The organism is uncultured Sphingomonas sp. (assembly GCF_964237155.1).
Classification (GTDB): Bacteria; Pseudomonadota; Alphaproteobacteria; order Sphingomonadales; family Sphingomonadaceae; genus Sphingomonas.
The window spans coordinates 57151-74602 of sequence record NZ_CAXSHH010000009.1 but is presented as its reverse complement, the minus strand read 5'-3'; the positions used below and the strand labels follow the sequence as shown (position 1 = coordinate 74602).

Annotated in this window: 14 protein-coding genes; 11 read left to right on the top strand and 3 right to left on the bottom strand. The window is 70.1% G+C overall.

Translation table 11 applies throughout. The features are described 5' to 3' along the window. From ACFE71_RS04050 to ACFE71_RS04015, 8 genes are all read left to right on the top strand, one after another. On the top strand, positions 1-1466 hold a 1466-nt coding region (locus tag ACFE71_RS04050; protein WP_375427527.1), incomplete at its 5' end, for a PAS-domain containing protein. Between the two features lie 44 nt (positions 1467-1510). Further along, positions 1511-1951, top strand: coding sequence for a tRNA (adenosine(37)-N6)-threonylcarbamoyltransferase complex ATPase subunit type 1 TsaE (tsaE, locus tag ACFE71_RS04045; RefSeq protein ID WP_375427526.1), 441 nt, complete (start codon positions 1511-1513; stop codon positions 1949-1951). Continuing rightward, complete coding sequence (locus tag ACFE71_RS04040; protein ID WP_375427533.1) at positions 1948-2910, top strand: aminoglycoside phosphotransferase family protein; 963 nt, start codon at positions 1948-1950, stop codon at positions 2908-2910. The genes tsaE and ACFE71_RS04040 overlap by 4 nt, the downstream gene beginning before the upstream one ends. Positions 2911-2963: 53 nt before the next feature. Next, positions 2964-3662, top strand: a complete 699-nt coding sequence (locus ACFE71_RS04035) for a nucleotidyltransferase family protein (protein ID WP_375427532.1) — start codon at positions 2964-2966, stop codon at positions 3660-3662. Then, positions 3655-6792 (top strand): double-strand break repair protein AddB, encoded by a 3138-nt coding sequence (addB, locus tag ACFE71_RS04030; RefSeq protein ID WP_375427525.1) that lies wholly within the window; start codon positions 3655-3657, stop codon positions 6790-6792. Before ACFE71_RS04035 ends, addB begins: the two co-directional genes overlap by 8 nt. Further along, positions 6789-10229 (top strand): double-strand break repair helicase AddA, encoded by a 3441-nt coding sequence (addA, locus tag ACFE71_RS04025; RefSeq protein WP_375427524.1) that lies wholly within the window; start codon positions 6789-6791, stop codon positions 10227-10229. Before addB ends, addA begins: the two co-directional genes overlap by 4 nt. 69 nt (positions 10230-10298) lie before the next feature. After that, on the top strand, positions 10299-10640 hold the full coding sequence (gene trxA, locus ACFE71_RS04020) for a thioredoxin (protein ID WP_375427523.1): 342 nt from the start codon (positions 10299-10301) through the stop codon (positions 10638-10640). 69 nt (positions 10641-10709) lie between these two features. Continuing rightward, entirely contained in the window at positions 10710-10994 is a 285-nt protein-coding gene (locus ACFE71_RS04015) for a virulence factor (RefSeq protein ID WP_375427522.1), read from the top strand. Here the strand turns inward: ACFE71_RS04015 and argJ are convergent, their stop codons facing one another. Together argJ and ACFE71_RS04005 are read right to left on the bottom strand one after the other, a co-directional pair. Then, the gene (gene argJ, locus ACFE71_RS04010) at positions 10995-12215 is read right to left on the bottom strand and encodes a bifunctional glutamate N-acetyltransferase/amino-acid acetyltransferase ArgJ (protein WP_375427521.1); all 1221 of its coding nucleotides are present in this window, start codon (positions 12213-12215) and stop codon (positions 10995-10997) included. Positions 12216-12258: 43 nt separating this feature from the next. Next, the gene (locus ACFE71_RS04005; protein ID WP_375427520.1) at positions 12259-12816 is read right to left on the bottom strand and encodes a hypothetical protein; all 558 of its coding nucleotides are present in this window, start codon (positions 12814-12816) and stop codon (positions 12259-12261) included. A 120-nt stretch (positions 12817-12936) separates the two neighbouring features. Between ACFE71_RS04005 and ACFE71_RS04000 the strand changes: the two genes are divergently transcribed. The 3 genes from ACFE71_RS04000 to secA all read left to right on the top strand — a co-directional run bounded on the left by ACFE71_RS04000 (position 12937) and on the right by secA (position 16734). Further along, on the top strand, positions 12937-13566 hold the full coding sequence (locus ACFE71_RS04000; RefSeq protein ID WP_375427519.1) for an energy transducer TonB: 630 nt from the start codon (positions 12937-12939) through the stop codon (positions 13564-13566). Positions 13567-13648: 82 nt separating this feature from the next. Continuing rightward, entirely contained in the window at positions 13649-13897 is a 249-nt protein-coding gene (locus ACFE71_RS03995) for a hypothetical protein (protein ID WP_375427518.1), read from the top strand. Between the two features lie 95 nt (positions 13898-13992). Continuing rightward, positions 13993-16734 (top strand): preprotein translocase subunit SecA, encoded by a 2742-nt coding sequence (gene secA / locus ACFE71_RS03990; RefSeq protein ID WP_375427517.1) that lies wholly within the window; start codon positions 13993-13995, stop codon positions 16732-16734. A gap of 69 nt (positions 16735-16803) precedes the next feature. Here secA and ACFE71_RS03985 read toward each other — a convergent pair whose 3' ends face one another. Continuing rightward, a complete protein-coding gene (locus tag ACFE71_RS03985) occupies positions 16804-17430 on the bottom strand; it encodes a hypothetical protein (protein ID WP_375427516.1) in 627 nt (208 codons plus the stop codon). Positions 17431-17452: the final 22 nt, after the last annotated feature.

The window sequence follows — 17452 nt, the reverse complement described above, 5'->3', positions numbered from 1 at the left end:
CCGAGGCGCAGCGCGCGATGCTCGACCGGTTGTCGGCGGGGGTCGCGCAGTTCGGGGCGGACCGGAGCCTGGTATTCTGCAATCAGCCGTTCCGGCGCATGTTCGCCATGCGGACCGAATGGCTCGCCGACCGGCCCGAGTTCGACCGGGTGCTGGAACGGATGCGCGAGGCCAACCGGTTGCCCGAAGTCCGCGACTTTCCCGGATGGAAGGCGGAACGGCGCGAGTGGTTCACGGCCGCCCACGGCCAGGCGGAGGAGGCGTGGCATCTGTCGGGAGGCGTCCATCTGCGGGTCGTCGCGCAGCCGCTTCCCGATGGCGGGCTGCTGCTGATCTTCGAGGACCGGACGGAGCAGGTGCAGCTGGCGAGCGCGCGCGATACCCTGCTCCGCGTGCGGGCGGCGACGTTCGACAACCTGTTCGAGGCGATCGGGGTGTTCGGGTCGGACGGCCGGCTGCAATTGTGGAACACGCGGTTCCGGGCGTTGTGGGGGTTCGAGGAGGAATTCCTGGGCAGCCATCCGCGGGTCGATGCCTTCGCGCAGGCGGCGTCGTCGCGCCTGGCCACCCCGGCGCGGGCGACGCTGATCGGGGAGCTGGTGCGGTCGGCGACGGGCGAGAGACAGCAGCGCGGTGGCCGCGTGGCGTTCGCGGACGGTCGGCATTTCGAGTTCGCCGCCGTGCCGCTGCCCGACGGCAACGCGCTGTTCACGATGCTCGACATCTCCGACAGCCGGAAGATCGAGCGCGCCTTGCGTGATCGGGCGGAGGCGCTGGAGGCATCGGACCGGGTCAAGACGGCGTTCGTCGCGAACATGTCGTACGAGCTGCGCACGCCGCTCACGTCGATCAGCGGCTTCGCGGAGATGCTGCATGGGGGTTATGCGGGCAAGCTGACGAGCGAGGGGGAAGCGTATATCGAGGCGATCCTGGATTCGGTCGAGCGGCTGGGGCTGCTGATCGACGACGTGCTCGACCTGACCAGGGACGCGGCGGAGAACGGGATCGAGCGGGACGATGTCGACCTGGCCGAGGTCATGCGCGAGGCGGCGGAGACCGTGTCGCCTGCGGCCAAGCGGCGCAAGCTCGATTTCGCGGTCGAGGTCGCGCGGTCGACGGGGCGCGTGACGGGCGATGCGCGGCGACTGCGCGAAGTGGTCGAGCATCTGCTGCGCCACGCGGTCGCGGCGACGCCGGAAGGCGGGCGCGTGTTGCTCCATGCCGACGGGAACGCGCTGCGCGCGCGGATCGTGGTATCGGACAACGGGCCGGGGATGGACGAGGCGGCGGCGGGCGCGGCGTTCGAGCGGTTCGCCGAGCCGGGGATGCAGCCCGGCGGCGAGCGGGCGCTCGGGCTGGGGCTGCCGCTGGCGAAGCAGTTCGTCGAGGCGCATGGCGGGGAGATCGTGTTGGTGAGCGAACCGGGCGAGGGGACGTTGGTGACGGTGGAGTTGCCGAGGCGGTGAGGGACTCGTGTCTCCCTCTCGCCGTTCGCGGGGAAAGGGAGAAAGTGAGGCTTGCGGATGCACAGGCGACGGAGGCCTTGGGCGCCTCGCTGGCGGCCGTCGTGCGGGCGGGGGACGTGATCGCCTTGTCGGGGCCGCTGGGGGCGGGGAAGACGAGCATGGCGCGGGGTCTTTTGCGGGCAATGGGACTTCAAGGGGAAGCGCCTTCGCCTTCGTTCGCGATCGTGCAGCCTTATGCGCCGCCGGAAGTGCGGGTGCCGGTGGTGCATGTGGACCTGTACCGGCTCGATCATCCTAACGAGGTGGAGGAACTGGGGCTTGAAGAGGCGCTCGCCGACTCGGTGCTGGTCGTCGAGTGGCCGGAGCGCGCGGGGGCGGAAGCCTGGCCCGGGGCGCTGCGGCTCACCCTGTCGATCGAGGAGGACGGCGCGCGCGGGTTGACTTGGGTGGCACCGGCGGCTTGGGAGCGGCGATGGCCGACATGACCCCGCCGGCGGGCGCCGCCGCCTTTCTCGACAGCGCCGGGTGGGGTGGGGCGGCTATCATGCCGCTGGCGGGGGATGCGTCGTTCCGGCGGTATTTCCGGGTGGCGCGGGGGGCGGAGCGGGCCGTGCTGATGGACGCGCCGCCGCCCGAGGAGGATCCCCGACCGTTCCTGGCGGTCGGCGGGTGGCTCGCGGAGCGGGGTTTCGGCGCCCCGGCGGTGCTGGCATCGGATTTGGGTCGAGGATTGGTGCTGCTCGAGGATTTCGGGGATGCGCGATTGCGCGAGGTCGCCGACGCCGAGCCCGGGCGGGAGGCGGCGCTGTACGAGGCGGCGGTGGACGTGCTCGCCGAGCTGCGTACGCATCCGGCTGGGCCGTTCGCGCCTTATGACCGCGCCGTGCTGCGGCGCGAGGCGGACCTGCTGGTGGATTGGTACTGCCCGGCGGTGGGGTTGCCGGTCGATCGCGACGGGTATCGCGCGGCCTGGGACGCGGTGTTCGAACATGCGCTCGCAGGCGAGACGGTGACGGTGCTGCGCGATTATCACGCGGAGAACCTGATGCTCGTCAAGGACGGGCTGGGGCTGCTCGATTTCCAGGACGCGTTGGCGGGGCATCCGGCGTACGATCTCGTGTCGCTGCTGAAGGACGCGCGGCGGGACGTCGCGCCCGCGCTGGAGACGGCGATGCTCGCGCGGTATGTCGCGGCGACGGGGGCGGGCGAGGATTTCATGCGCGCGTACCATGTGCTCGGCGCGCAGCGGAACGCGAAGATCGTCGGCATCTTCACGCGGTTGTGGAAGCGCGACGGAAAGGCTCGGTACGCGGCGTTGTGTCCGCGCGTGTGGGCCTATCTGGAGCGCGACCTGGCGGAGCCGGTGCTGGAGCCGGTGCGGCGCTGGTTCGACGCGAACGTGCCTGCCGCGCGTCGCGGCGACCCGATGATGGCGGCTTCGTGAGCGGGGCGCTGGCGCTCCGGCTCGATCCCGGCGGCCGCGTGCCGCGCACCGCGATGGTGATGGCGGCGGGGTTGGGGACGCGGATGCGACCGCTGACGGCGACGCGGCCCAAGCCGCTGGTCGAGGTGGCGGGGCGCGCGTTGATCGATCACGTGTTCGACCGGTTGCGCGCGGGCGGCGTCGAGCGGGCGGTGGTCAACGTCCATTATCTGGCGGATATGCTGGAGGCGCATCTCGCGGCCAACGTGCCGGGGCTGGAGGTGGTCGTGTCCGACGAGCGCGCGCGGTTGATGGAGACCGGGGGCGGGCTGGTCCAGGCGCGCCACCTGCTGGGCGACGAGCCGGTGCTGGTCGCGAACAGCGACAATCTGTGGGTCGACGGGCCGGTCGACGCGGTCAGGCTGCTGGCGAACCGGTGGGACGACGACGCGATGGACGCGTTGCTGCTGATGGTGCCGCTTGCCCGCGCGAACAATTTCCGGGGGCAGGGCGATTTCCACATGGCCGCCGACGGGCGGATCACCCGACGGCGCAAGGCCGGGACGAGCGCGCCGTTCGTGTTCACGGGCGTGCAGATGATTCACCCCCGGCTGATCCGAGGCGCGCCCGAGGGGCCGTTCTCGACGATGCTGTTCTGGGAGCGCGCGATCGCGGCGGGGCGGGCGTACGGCGTCGTCCATCAGGGCATGTGGTTCGATGTGGGGACGCCCGAGGCGATCCCGCGCACGGAGGCGATGATCGCGCATGGCTGAGGGCTTGTCGAAGGGCGAAGCGGGGCGCCTGAACGTCTACACCATCCCGGACCACCGGGCGTTCTCCGACGCGCTGGTCGCGGGGCTGATGCGTAGGTTCGGTGGCGAGCCGATGGCGGTGGCGCGCGGGATCGTGCTGCTGCCCAACAACCGGTCGGTGCGCGCGATCACCGACGCGTTCGTGCGCGCGAGCGGGGGGGCGCTGCTGCTGCCTCGGCTGGTGGCGCTGGGTGATCCCGACCTGGGCGAGGGGGTCGGCGCGGCGCTCGATCCGGTCGAGGCGGAACCGATCCCGCCCGCGGTCCCGCCGATGCGGCGACGGATGATGCTGGCGCGGCTGATCGCGGAGGAGCGCGCGGCGGCGGGCGCCGCGATCGAGACCGGCGAGGCGGTGCGGTTGGCGGGGGAGCTGGCCCGCACGCTCGACCAGCTGATCGTGGAGGAGGTCGACCCCAAGCGGCTGTACACCATCGACCTCGCGCCCGAGCTGTCGGAGCATTGGCAACGGTCGCTCCAGCTGTTCGAGACGATCCTCGATCGCTGGCCGGACGAGCTCGAGGCGATGGGGATGATCGACGCCGCCGATCGGCGCGCGCGCGTGATCGACCGGCTGGCGGAGCGGTGGCGCGAGGAGCCGCCCGTCGGCTTCGTGTGCGCGGCGGGGGTGACCGATTCGGCCCCGGCGGTCGCGCGGCTGCTCAGGAGCGTGGCGGGGATGCGGCGCGGGCTGGTGGTGATGGCGGGCGTCGACATGCGCGTGCCCGATGACGAGTGGGATGCGCTTGGGCCGCACGCGCCCGGTCCCGACGGCGGGCGGGCCAAGCGGTCGATCGAGACGCATCCGCAGTTCCACCTGAAGTTCCTGCTCGACCGGATGGGCGTCGCGCGTGCCGAGGTCCGGCGATGGCGCGACGGGAGCGACCATGACGCGAGCGTCGCGCGGGGCCGGGCGATCACCAGCGCGCTCGCCCCCGCCGAGGCGACGGGGAAATGGAGCGCGCTCCGGTCGGAGGATCGGCGGCTGACGGGCGTCTCGGCGGCGGAGTTCCCGACGCTGGCGGCCGAGGCGCAGGGGATCGCGCTGGCGCTGCGCGAGGCGGTGGAGATGCCCGGCCGGACGGCGGCGCTGATCACCCCCGACCGGGCGCTGGCGACGCGGGTGGGCGCGCATTGCCGGCGTTGGGGGATCGCGATCGACGATTCGGCGGGGCGTCCACTGGCGCTGCTGCCGCCGGGGACGCTACTGCTCGCGTTGGCGGAGGCGGCGGCGCAGCGTTGGCCGCCGCTGACGCTGCTGACATTGCTCAAGCATCCGCTGGTGCGGGCGGGCGAGCGGCGGGTGGAATGGCTGCGCGGGGTGCGCGCGCTCGACGCGGTGCTGCGAGGACCACGGCCCGCGCCGGGACTGGACGGGCTGGCGGCGTATCTGGCCGACGACCATGTACCGGGCGGAGCGGCTACGGAGTCTCCCTCTCCCCGCTTGCGGGGAGAGGGTCGGGGAGAGGGGCTGTACCAGACGCGAACGCCTGACTTCGACTCAACCCCTCTCCCCGACCCTCTCCCCAGAGGGGAGAGGGAGAAGAACGGCGCGCGGGCGTTGGCCCTCGCCTGGTGGCCGGAGGCTTGCGAGCTGCTCGCGCCGGTGTCGAAGACCTACTCGCAAGGACCTCAGCCGATGGGCGGGCTGATCGCGTGCCTGCGCGAGGCGGCGGACGGCTTGTGCGGCGATGCGTTGTGGGCGAGACCGGCGGGGCGGTGCGCGGCCGAGTTCCTGAGCGACCTGGAGCGCGAGAGCGGGGTCGGGCCGAGGCTGATCGATCCGGAGGGGCTCGCGCCGTTGCTCAGGACGCTGCTCGACGAGCAGGCTGTGCGGCCGCCATTCGGGGGGCATCCGCGCCTCGCCATCTATGGACAGATCGAGGGGCGGCTGCAGTCGGCCGACCTCATGATCCTGGGCGGGCTGAACGAGGGCGTCTGGCCGGGGACGCCCGCGCCCGACCCGTGGCTCGCGCCGCGCATCCGGCAAGAGCTCGGACTGCCAGGGCTGGAGCGGCGGGTGGGGGTGGCGGCGCATGATTTCGGGCAGGCGCTGGGCGCGCCCGAGGCGTTGATGACGCGGAGCCGGCGAGACGCGAAGTCGCCGACATTGGCTTCGCGCTTTTGGCTCAGGCTGGAGGCATTGGCGGGGGAGCGGTTCGAGCGGGCGCGCGATCTGGAGGCGTGGGCGGAGGCGCTCGACGATCCGGGCGAGCACCTGCCCGTCGACCGGCCCGCGCCGACGCCGCCTGCGGAACTGCGGCCGATCCGGATTTCCGTGACGGAAGTGGACCGACTAAAGGCCGATCCTTACGCGTTCTACGCGCGGCGGGTGCTGGGGCTCATGCCGATGGAGCCGGTCGACGCAGATCCGAGCGCGGCTTGGCGGGGGACGGCCGTGCACCTGATCCTGGAGGAATGGTGGCGGCATGACGCGGCCGACCCGGCGCTGCTCCCGGCGCGGGCGCGGGCGCTGATGTCGGACGAGCTGACGCATCCGTTGATCCGGGCGTTGTGGTCGCCGCGGTTGATGGAGGCGATCGACTGGATCGCGGCGCGCACCGCCCAGGATGCCGATGGTGGCCGGCGCGTGTGGCAGGCGGAGGGCAAGGGCGTCGTCGAGATCGGCGGGGTGACCTTGACCGGCAGGTATGACCGGATCGACCGGCTGCCGGACGGCGGGATCGCGATCGTCGACTACAAGACGGGGCAGGCGCCCTCGACCGCGGCGGTGCGCGAGGGGTTCTCGATGCAGCTGGGGATGCTTGGCGTGATCGCCGAGCGGGGCGGGTTCCCGGGGGTGTCGGGCACGGCCGGAGCGTTCGAATATTGGTCGCTGGCCAGGAGCCGCGACGGGTTCGGGAAGGTCGTGTCGCCGGTCGATCCGGACGGGGCCAAGGACAAGGTCAGGACCGACGAGTTCGTAGGCCGGGCGGCGGCGCAGTTCACTGAGGCGGCAGGCAAGTGGCTTACGGGCGATGCACCGTTCGAGGCCAAGGTGAAGCCCGAGTACGCGCCGTACACAGAGTATGACCAGCTGATGCGTCTCGACGAATGGTACGGCCGTGAGAAGGAAGGAGGTGCGCGCGGATGAGCGTCGACACCTTCGACCGGATCGGCAACCTTCCCCCGCTGCACGGGGCGCAGCGGGCGGCGTCGGACCCTTTCGCGCACGTATGGCTCTCCGCCTCCGCCGGAACCGGCAAAACGCAGGTGCTCGCCGCGCGGGTGTTCCGACTGTTGCTGCGCGGGGTCGATCCCGGCGCGATCCTGGCGCTGACCTTCACCAAGGCGGGCGCGGCGGAGATGGCGGGGCGGATCGGGCGGCGGCTGGCGGCCTGGGTGCGGATGCCGCTGAAGGACTTGGCGCTCGATCTGGCGGCGCTGGGCGAGCGGCCGACGCCCGAAATGCAGGAGGCGGCGCGGACGCTGTTCGCCAAGGTGCTCGACGCGCCGGGCGGCGGCATCCGCATCCAGACGATCCACGGCTTCTGCCAGGGGCTGCTCGCCGCGTTCCCGGTCGAGGCAGGACTCGGGCCGGGCTTCCGGCCGCTGGAGGCGCGCGAGGAGGCGGTGCTGCTTCGCGACACGCTGGCGTCGATGCTGGGGCAGGCGGAGCGGGAAGGCCGGACGCGGCCGGTGGCGGTGATCGGGGCGCTCAGCCGGCGATTGGGCGAGGGCGGGGCCGAGCAGTTCCTGACCGAGTGCGCGCGCGTGGGCGCGGCTTTGGAGGAGATGCCGTCGGGGGTCGGGCCTTGGCTACGGCGCGCGCTGGACCTGCCCTCGGGCGACATCGCCGAGGCGCTGGCGGCGGAGTGCGCCGAGGTGGACGAGGATGGGCTGCAGCGGATCGCGGCGGCGAACAGGCGGTGGGGGACCGCGACGGGTACTAAGAACGCGGAGATCGTCGCGGGGTGGCTGGAGTCCGAGCCGGCCGTCCGGCTGGCCTATGTCGACGACATCCGCGCCGTCGTGTTCACCAAGGAGGGCGTGCTCAAGAAGACGAGCCGGAAGCTGATCGACCTGGAGCCCGACTATGACGAGATCGCGGCCGGGATCGGCGAATGGGCGGTGTCGGTGCAGGGCAGGCTGGCGCGCGGCGGCTATGCCGACCTCCTCGCGGACGGGCTGGAGGTCGGGCGGGACTATGCGCGGGCCTATGCTGCGGCGAAGCGGCGGGCGGGTGGGGTCGACTTCAACGACCTGATCGCGCGGACGGTGGCGTTGCTGGAGCAGCCGGGGATCGGCGAGTGGGTGCGGTACAAGCTCGATCAGGTGACCGAGCATGTGCTGATCGATGAGGCGCAGGACACCAACATCGACCAGTGGCGGATCATCCGCGCGCTGGTGGACGAGTTCTTCGTCGGGCGCGGTATCTATGCGCCGCGGACGCGGACTTTGTTCACGGTGGGCGACTACAAGCAGGCGATCTTCGGCTTCCAGGGGACAGACCCGAAATATTTCGAGGCGGCGGAGCGGTCGTTCAGCGGGCGCGCGGGCGAGGTTTATGACGAGGACATGCCCGAGCAGGATCGCGGGCTGCCGTTCCAGCAACTGTCGCTCGTCGAGTCCTTCCGCTCGACCAAGCCGGTGCTGGAGTTCGTCGACCGGGCGCTGGGGGTAATCCCGGAGCCCAGGCTAGGGCTGTATGACGCGCCCGAGACGCACCGTAGCGAGGTGCCGGGACCGGGAACGGTGACGCTATGGCCGGCGATCATCGATGGCGGCTCCGACGAGGACGAGGAGGGGTGGATCGACGACGCCGTGCGCGAGAACGCCCGGCGGATCGCGGCGGCGATCAAGGGGTGGCTGCGCGACGGGCTGATGCTGGAGTCCAAGGGGCGGCCGCTCCGGCCCGAGGACGTGATGGTGCTGGTCAAGCGTCGCGGGACGCTGGCGTCGCTGCTCGTCGCGCGGTTGTATGCGGAGGGCGTGCCGGTGGCGGGGGTCGATCGGCTCCGGCTCAATGCGCCGCTGGCGGTGCAGGATCTGCTGGCGGCGGTGCGGTTCGTGCTCCAGCCCGACGACGACCTGTCGCTGGCGAGCCTGCTCGTCTCGCCGCTGATGGGGTGGACGCAGGACGAGCTGATGCTGGCGTCGGTGCACCGGACGGGGAGCCTGTGGCGACACCTGGCGGCGGGGGACATGCGCGAGCGGATCGCGCCGCTTCGCGCGATGCTGGCGCGAGCGGACCTGCTGACGCCCTATGCGTTCCTGGAGGAGATGCTGTCGGGCGAGCTGGACGGGCGGCGCAAGCTGCTTCGGCGGCTCGGGGCGGAGGCGCGCGACCCGATCGAGGAGCTGCTGAACGCCGCGCTCGCCTTTGAGACTACGACCACGCCGTCGCTGCAGCGCTTCCTCGACTGGTTCGATCGGGGGGAGGTGGAGATCGTGCGCGACCCGTCCGCGCCGCTCGATGCGGTGCGTATGATGACGGCGCATGGGGCGAAGGGCCTGCAGGCGCCGCTGGTGATCCTGGCGGACGCGACGATCGACCCGACGCTGACGCCGCGCTCCGTGCTGCGCTGGACGGCGGACGATCTGGGGGTGGCGCTGCCAGTGTTTCGGCCGCGCGCGGCGGAGCGGGGCGGGCCGATGGGCGCGGCGATCGAGGCGGCGGACCGGCGCGAGCTGGAGGAGCATTGGCGGCTTTTCTACGTCGCCGCGACGCGCGCGGAGGAGCGGCTGGTGATCGCGGGGTCGCTCGGCCCCCGCGCGAAGGGCGTGCCGCCGCAGATGAGCTGGTACCGGGCGGCGGCGGACGCGCTCGACTCGCTGGGCGTCGAGAGCGCGGACGAGGATCCCCGGGGCGAGCGGATGTTCCATGGCACCGTCCCCGAGCGGCCCGTGCGGCGGCGGGGCATGGAGCGGAGCGACACCAGCTTGGCGATGGCGCTGCCCGACTGGGCCAAGCGACCCGCGCCCGATGAGCAGCGCCCGCCGCGTCCGCTCGCGCCATCGGCGATCGGGGGCGACGCGGTCGCGAACCCGCCGCCCTCGAACGCGATGCGCGCGGCGGCCGAGCGGGGCTCGTTGATGCATGCGCTCTTCGAACGGTTGCCGCCTTGCCCACCCGACAAGCGGCGCGCGGCGGCGGAGCAATGGCTGGAGACGGTGGGTCGGGTCGAGGATGCGGGGGAGCGGACGGCGATCGCGGAGGCGGCGCTACGGGTGATGGAGGACGCGCGCTTCGTCGAGCTGTTCGGGCCGGACTCGCTCGCGGAGGCCCCGATCACGGCGGTGGTGGACGGGGGCGTCGTATCGGGGACGGTGGACCGGTTGCTGGTGGACGACGCGCTGGTGCGCGTGGTCGATTTCAAGACGACGCGGAGCGTGCCGAGGACGCTTGAAGAGCTGCCCGAGTATCACCTGCGCCAGATGGCCGCCTATGTCGCCGCGCTCCGGGCGATATTTCCGGGGCGGGCGGTCGAGGCGGCGTTGCTCTACACGGCGGGACCGGTGTCGTTCGCCCTGCCCGACGCGCTGCTGGAGGCGCACAAGCCGCGCTTCGCGGGCGTGGAGCAAAGCTAGGCCGCGCGTCGTTGAGCGCGGGAGCCGGTGTGCCTAGATGCCGTCCAGCACTTCACAGGAGTTCTATCCATGCCCACCAAGACCGTGACCGATCAAAGCTTCCAGGCCGACGTGCTCCAGTCGGACGTGCCCGTGCTCGTCGATTTCTGGGCGGAATGGTGCGGGCCGTGCAAGATGATCGGGCCGTCGCTGGAGGAACTGTCGGACGAACTTGGCGGTCAAGTGTCGATCGTGAAGCTCAACATCGACGACAACCCCGAGATGCCGGGCCAGTTCGGCGTGCGCGGCATCCCGACGATGATCCTGTTCAAGGGCGGCGCCCCCGCCGCAACCAAGGTCGGGGCCGCGCCGAAGAGCCAGCTCAAGGGGTGGCTGGAGGGCGAGCTGGCGCAGTCGTCGCGCGTCGCATAGAGTCGGACGATGCAGGTCAGTGCCGGCCATAACCGTCGCGGTGACGCTCGTGCCACTAGTGGGGGCAGTATGTACGCCATCGTCTTCGATCTGGATACGAGCACGCTGGAAAACACCTATCCGAACCCCTCCTGGCGCAACGCCTATGCCGATGTGAGGCGAGTGCTCGAGCAACGCGGGTTCGACTGGCGGCAAGGCTCGACCTATTTCGGCAACGATCGCGTAACTGCGGTCGATTGCGTGCTGGTCGTGCAGGAACTCAAGCGAACCTACGACTGGTTCCAGCCCTCGGTGCGCGACATCCGTATGTTGCGCATCGAGGAGAACAATGACCTGGCTCCCGCGCTGGATTAATCAGCTTCGGTAATCGGCGTTGATCGAGATGTAGCCGTGGGTGAGGTCGCAGGTCCACATGGTGGCCGCGCCCTCGCCCAGGCCGAGATCGACCCCGATCTCGATCTCCTGCCCCCTAAGATGCGCGGCTACGGGGGCTTCGTCATAGCCTTCGACCGCGACGCCCGCGCGCGCGACCTGCGTGTCGCCGAAGCGGATCGACAGCAGGTCGCGGTCCGCCGGTTCGCCGGCCTTGCCCACCGCCATGACGACACGGCCCCAGTTGGCGTCCTCGCCGGCGATCGCGGTCTTCACCAGCGGCGAGTTGGCGATCGATTGCGCGATCCGGTGCGCGCCGCGGTCGCTCTCCGCGCCGGTCACGCGCACCTCGATCAGCTTGGTCGCGCCCTCGCCGTCGCGGACCACGAGCAGCGCGAGGCGGCGGCACAGGTCGTCGAGCGCGGCGCGGAACGCGTCGGCACCGGGGCTGTCGTCATCGGCGAGCGGGGCGTTGCCCGCCTTGCCCGTCGCGAAGGCGAGCACGGTATCGCTGGTGGAGGTATCGCCGTCGACCGTGATGCACGAAAAGCTATGCGCATTGGCGTGGCTCAGCGCGCGTCGCAGGAACTCCGGCTCGGCGACCGCGTCGGTGAAGATGAAGCCGAGCATCGTCGCCATGTCGGGGGCGATCATCCCCGATCCCTTGATGACGCCCACCAGCGTCACCGTGCGGCCATCAACGACCGCCCGCGTCATCGCGCCCTTGGGAAAGGTGTCCGTGGTGCCGATCGCGTCCGTCATCCCGCGCCAGCCGCACGGGGGCGCGACTAAGGCGAGATCGAGCCCGGCCTCCGCCTTGTCGATCGGCAACGGCACGCCGATCACGCCGGTGGAGGCGACGAACACGTCGGACGGGCGGCAGCCGAGCGCCTGCGCCGTGCGCGCGGCGATCGCCTCCACCGCCTCGCGCCCGCGCGCGCCGGTGAAGGCGTTGGAGTTGCCCGCGTTGACGACAAGCGCGCGCGCCTGGCCGAGCGTCAAGGCGGCTCGGCACCAATCGACCTCGGGCGAGGGGCACCGGCTTTGCGTCAGCACGCCCGCGACGGTCGTGCCGGGATCGAGCGCGACGAAGCTGAGGTCGCAGCGACCCCAATCCTTGTACCCGGCGCGCGCGGTGCGCGGGGTCGCGCCGGCGATGGCGGGGAGGTCGGGAAAGGGCCGGGCGAGCGGTGAGCGGGTCATGCGCGCCTCTTAGGGCGGCCCCCGCAAGCCGCCAAGCGAGGGATCAACTTGGATCCTTGCGCAGACCGCCATGCTCGTCGGTGAGGAGCCAGGATCGGAACAACTTGCGGATGCGCGGTAGAACCAGCCAGGTCAGCGTCGCCGTCAGGATCAGGGAGATGACCGCGAGTTCCAGGATGCGGGGCAGCTTGAAGGGGAGCAGCGCGAAAAGGCCGTTCATGATTAGGAGCAGGGGAAAGACCGCGACCCAGGTGGCGACCCAGTTCTTCCATTTGGGCACCGCGGTCTCGCTCGCCACACGAACCCGGATACGACGACCATCTTCCAGCTGGCTGCATCCCGAGGAGAAGGCCTTCGCTTCGGCATCAAGCGCGTGGCGGGCCGGGGCGTCCCTCCAACGGCGGGCATCCTCCACGCTGCGGAAGCGATGGACGGCATAAACCAGGCCGCTCGGCTGTTCGAGACGGACCACGCCCGCGACGTCAGCCTCGCGCTCCGCGACGTCGTCCAGCCGATCGGCCCAGCGGGCGAACTCGTCCTCGCGCCCTTGCTTGACGAGGCGCGTCGTGATCAGGGCGGCGGGGTGGGGGGACGTGGGCATGGACAAGGAACGCGCGAACCACGCGGGGGGTCGCGTGCGGCGGAACGTGATCATCCTGGGTGAGGTTGCGTCGGGTTTGGCCATGGTGTTTTCGTGATACCGAACAGGACGGGGGCGGGAATGACCAGTCGGATGCGTTTCATGTCGGCCGGCGCGGTGCTCGCGCTCGCTTCCGGCGTAGCGGCGCAGGAGGTATCGCGGCCAGTCCCGGTCGGGAGTCCGGGGCAGTGGATCATGCCGAGCGACTATCCGCCGAGCGCGCTCCGGGCGGGCGCGGAGGGACGGGTGCTCGCGATCCTGGGCATCGACCGCACAGGCAAGGTCACGTCCTGCGCGGTGAGGACGTCGAGCGGCAACGCCGCGCTCGACGCGGCGACCTGCGCGGTGGCGACCACGCGGGTGGTGTTCACGCCCGCCAAGGACGCGGCGGGTCAAGGGGTGCCGTCCAAGTTCGAGTTCTCCGTGCGATGGGCATTGCCTACCGGAACGGCCGCGCCCCCGATCGAGCTGACGACGGCGACCAGGCTGGACATGGAGATCGCGGTCGAATTGAGCCTGGACGGCGACGGCAAGGTGCTCCGCTGCCGCGTGCTGACCGCGACGATGCCGAGCTTCGCGACCGCCCAGGGCGACGCCTGCGCTTCGTTCCGGCTTGGTATGCAGGTCTCCCCGGGTCTTAGGCGAGGCGGAAAGCCGGTCGCGTCGACCGTGGTCCAGCGGATCACCCGGCGCGTGACGTTGACGCCCTGAGGCCACGGCCGACCAGGATTGGCGCGGAACAGCCATGCGCCGTTAGTGGACGATACAGGTACGGGCGGGTATCGGAGCGGGGATGAGGCTCCTCCTCCTTCTGTCCGCGCTGTTCGCCGCGCTTACCGGCGCGGGGGCAAGCGCGCGTCCGCTCGGGACGGCGGTGATCGCCGCCAGCGCGCGCGTCGTCGCGCCGGAGCGAGCGCGGGCTCATGCGCATGTGCTGATGGCGAGCAGGCCGTCGGCGGCGGTCGTCGAGCCTGTGCTCGCGGCGCGGTCGGACCCGCGCCCCGCGCCTTCGCGGCTATGGACGACACGACGGCGCGAATAGCGCTCGCTCGTCCGGCTTCGGCCCATTCGTTCCGGTTTCGATCATCTTCGGTGCGCGGCACGGTCGCGCGCGCCACTATTCATAGGAATACGCTTATGCTCGGCGGCTTCGCCAAATCGCTGTTCGGTTCGTCCAACGACCGATACGTCAAATCCTTGAATCCGCTGCTGGCGAGGATCGCCGGGTTCGAGCCCGCGCTCCAGGCCATGTCGGACGAGCAGCTCGCCGGGCGGACGACGGTCTTCCGCGAGCGGCTGGCCGACGGGGCCAAGCTCGACGACCTGCTGCCCGAGGCGTTCGCGACGGTGCGCGAGGCGGCGCGGCGCGTGCTCGGCCAGCGGCATTACGACGTGCAGATGGTGGGCGGGATCGTCCTCCATCGCGGCGAGATCGCCGAGATGCGGACCGGCGAGGGCAAGACGCTGGTGGCGACGCTCGCCACGTACCTGAACGCGTTGCCGGGCGACGGGGTGCATGTCGTCACCGTCAACGACTATCTCGCCGCGCGCGACGCCGAGTGGATGGGACGCGTCTACGGTTTCCTGGGCATGTCGGTGGGCGTGATCGTCCCCAACTTGACCGACGAACAGCGGCGCGACGCATACGCCGCCGACATCACCTACGGCACGAACAACGAGTTCGGTTTCGATTACCTGCGCGACAACATGAAATACGAGCGGACGTCGATGGTCCAGCGGCCGTTCGCGCATGCGATCGTCGACGAGGTCGACTCGATCCTGGTCGACGAGGCGCGCACGCCCTTGATCATCTCCGGACCGACGGACGACAAGTCGGAGCTGTATATCTCGGTCGACGCGGTCGTGAAGCGGCTGGTCCCCGAGGACTACAGCAAGGACGAGAAGCAGCGTTCGATCGTCCTGACGGAGGACGGGACGGAGAAGGTCGAGCGGATGCTCGAGACCGCCGGGCTGTTGCAGGGACAGAACCTGTACGATTTCGAGAACACGCAGGTGGTCCACCATCTGAACCAGTCGCTGCGCGCGAACGTCATGTTCAAGCTCGATACCGATTACATCGTTAAGGACGGCAAGGTCGTCATCATCGACGAGTTCACCGGGCGCATGATGGACGGCCGGCGCTGGTCGGAAGGGCTGCACCAGGCGGTCGAGGCCAAGGAGGGCGTGCAGATCGAGCCCGAGAACCAGACCATGGCCTCGATCACCTTCCAGAATTATTTCCGCATGTATCCTAAATTGTCCGGGATGACGGGCACCGCCGCGACGGAAGCGGCCGAGTTCTACGACATTTACAAGATGAACGTGGTGACGATCCCGACCAACGTCGGCGTCAAGCGCGTCGACGAGGAGGACGAGTTCTTCAAGGATACGCCCGACAAGTTCCGCGCCATCGCCAGGAAGATCCGCGAGCATGCGGAGCGCGGGCAGCCCGTGCTGGTCGGCACCGTGTCGATCGAGAAGTCGGAGCTGTTGTCCGACTTCCTGGTGCAGGAGGGCGTCGAGCATTCAGTCCTGAACGCGCGCCAGCACGAGCAGGAGGCACGGATCGTCGCGCAGGCGGGGCGCGAGAGCGTGGTGACGATCGCCACCAACATGGCCGGGCGGGGCACGGACATTCAGCTGGGCGGCAACCTCGAGTTCCGGATCGAGGACGAGCTTTCGGCCCTGACCAGCGGCCCGGAGCGCGACACGGCGATCGATCGCATCCGTGCCGAAATCGCCGAGGAGAAAGCGCGCGTGCTGGCGGCGGGCGGGCTGTTCGTGCTCGGCACCGAGCGGCACGAGTCGCGGCGCATCGACAACCAGCTGCGCGGGCGGTCGGGGCGTCAGGGCGACCCGGGGCTCAGCCGGTTCTACCTGTCGCTCGACGACGACCTGCTGCGCATCTTCGGGCCGGATACGCTGTTCGCCAAGATGATGCGCAACAACATCGAGGACGGCGAGGCGATCGGATCGAAGTGGCTGTCCAAGGCGATCGAGACCGCGCAGAAGAAGGTCGAGGCGCGCAATTACGACGTGCGCAAGCAGGTCGTCGAATATGATGACGTGATGAACGACCAACGCAAGGTCATCTATGAACAGCGGTCGGACATCATGGACGCCGACGCGGTGGGCGACGTGGTGGTCGATATGCGCGCGGAGACGGTGAACGTCATCGTCGGCGAGGCGTGCCCGCCCAACTCCTATCCCGAACAGTGGGACATGGAGGGCATGAAGGCGCGCTTCGCCGAGGTGCTGGCGCTAGAGCTGCCCGTCGACGACTGGCTGAAGGAGGAGGCGATCGACCCGGAGATCGTCGAGGAGCGCGTGCGCGAGGCGGCGGACGCTCAGGTCGCGGCCAAGGCGGCGGACCTCGATCCGGATACCTGGACTCAGGTCGAAAAGTCGATCCTGCTCCAGAACCTCGACCATCACTGGAAGGAGCATCTGGCGACGCTCGACGCGCTTCGTCAGGTCGTTCACCTTCGCGCCTACGCGCAGAAGACGCCGATCAACGAGTATAAGCAGGAGGCGTTCGCGCTGTTCTCGCGGATGCTCGACGCGATCCGCGAGGACGTGACGCGCACCGTCGCGCATGCGCAGTTCCGGATCGACGGGCCGCCGCCTTTGCCCGAGCTGCCCGATTTCATCACCAGCCATTTCGACCCGTTCACGGGCGAGGACGACACCCGCGACCTCGACGCGGCGGCGCGCGGGCTGGTGAGCGCCCAGCTGCCGCCGCTCTCGATCCCCCGGCCCGAGCCGACGGACATGGGCGACGATCCGGCGGCGTGGGAAGGCCTGGTCAGCCGCAACTCGCCTTGCCCTTGCGGGTCGGGGCGCAAGTACAAGCATTGCCATGGGGCCGTGACGGCCTGAGGCGGACATGAGAACGCCGCCGGGGCAGGGATGCTCCGGCGGCGGTATCCTTAACGTAGCCGCGTCAGCCTAACGCCGACGATCCTGTGGCAGGACGACGCTCGGCCCAATGGTGTCGATCACACGCCTCGCGTCGAATGCGCGGAGGTTATCGCGCGGGATCGGGCCGCGGCGCAGCACGATCTCGGCGGTCGCCTCGAACCGGTCGACCTGGCGGATATCGAAGTCGTTGCCGAACCCGCCGAACCCGCCATAATTACCGAATCCTCCGCCGAAGCCTCCGAACCCGCCACCGAAGCGACGATAGCCGAAGCCACTGCCATAGAGGTTCCAATACGGACTGAAGCCGCCGTAGCCCAGACCGCCGCCATAGCCGAAACCCGGCGTGGAATAGGTCCGGGTCTGGCGATCGGTATCCCGCTCGACCGTGACGAAATAGTCGTACCCCTGCTGCAACGTGAGCTCGGCGGCGCGGAAGATCAGATAACGCTCGACGGTATCACGCTCGGTCACGCTGTTGCCGCCGAAGCTGACCATGAAACGATCGGGCTCGATCCGCTGCTCGCTGAAACCGGTACGGTTGAACCCGCGGCCTTGCGCCGGGCGATAGGTGGTCTCGGTCGCGCAACCCGCGACGACGAAGGTGCTCGCGGCGATCGCGGCGAGCACGGCCTTGCAGCCAAATCCAGGACGCATCTTTACGTTCTCCGTTCGCGGC

What these genes read in the sequence shown, in the direction of transcription:
- ACFE71_RS04015 (WP_375427522.1), top strand. Translation starts at nt 10,710, where the DNA reads ATGTACGCCATCGTCTTCGATCTGGATACGAGCACGCTGGAAAACACC.
- ACFE71_RS04040 (WP_375427533.1), top strand. Translation starts at nt 1,948, where the DNA reads ATGACCCCGCCGGCGGGCGCCGCCGCCTTTCTCGACAGCGCCGGGTGG.
- addB (WP_375427525.1), top strand. Translation starts at nt 3,655, where the DNA reads ATGGCTGAGGGCTTGTCGAAGGGCGAAGCGGGGCGCCTGAACGTCTAC.
- secA (WP_375427517.1), top strand. Translation starts at nt 13,993, where the DNA reads ATGCTCGGCGGCTTCGCCAAATCGCTGTTCGGTTCGTCCAACGACCGA.
- trxA (WP_375427523.1), top strand. Translation starts at nt 10,299, where the DNA reads ATGCCCACCAAGACCGTGACCGATCAAAGCTTCCAGGCCGACGTGCTC.
- addA (WP_375427524.1), top strand. Translation starts at nt 6,789, where the DNA reads ATGAGCGTCGACACCTTCGACCGGATCGGCAACCTTCCCCCGCTGCAC.
- ACFE71_RS04035 (WP_375427532.1), top strand. Translation starts at nt 2,964, where the DNA reads ATGGTGATGGCGGCGGGGTTGGGGACGCGGATGCGACCGCTGACGGCG.
- ACFE71_RS03995 (WP_375427518.1), top strand. Translation starts at nt 13,649, where the DNA reads ATGAGGCTCCTCCTCCTTCTGTCCGCGCTGTTCGCCGCGCTTACCGGC.
- ACFE71_RS04000 (WP_375427519.1), top strand. Translation starts at nt 12,937, where the DNA reads ATGACCAGTCGGATGCGTTTCATGTCGGCCGGCGCGGTGCTCGCGCTC.
- ACFE71_RS04005 (WP_375427520.1), bottom strand. Translation starts at nt 12,816, where the DNA reads ATGCCCACGTCCCCCCACCCCGCCGCCCTGATCACGACGCGCCTCGTC.
- argJ (WP_375427521.1), bottom strand. Translation starts at nt 12,215, where the DNA reads ATGACCCGCTCACCGCTCGCCCGGCCCTTTCCCGACCTCCCCGCCATC.
- ACFE71_RS03985 (WP_375427516.1), bottom strand. Translation starts at nt 17,430, where the DNA reads ATGCGTCCTGGATTTGGCTGCAAGGCCGTGCTCGCCGCGATCGCCGCG.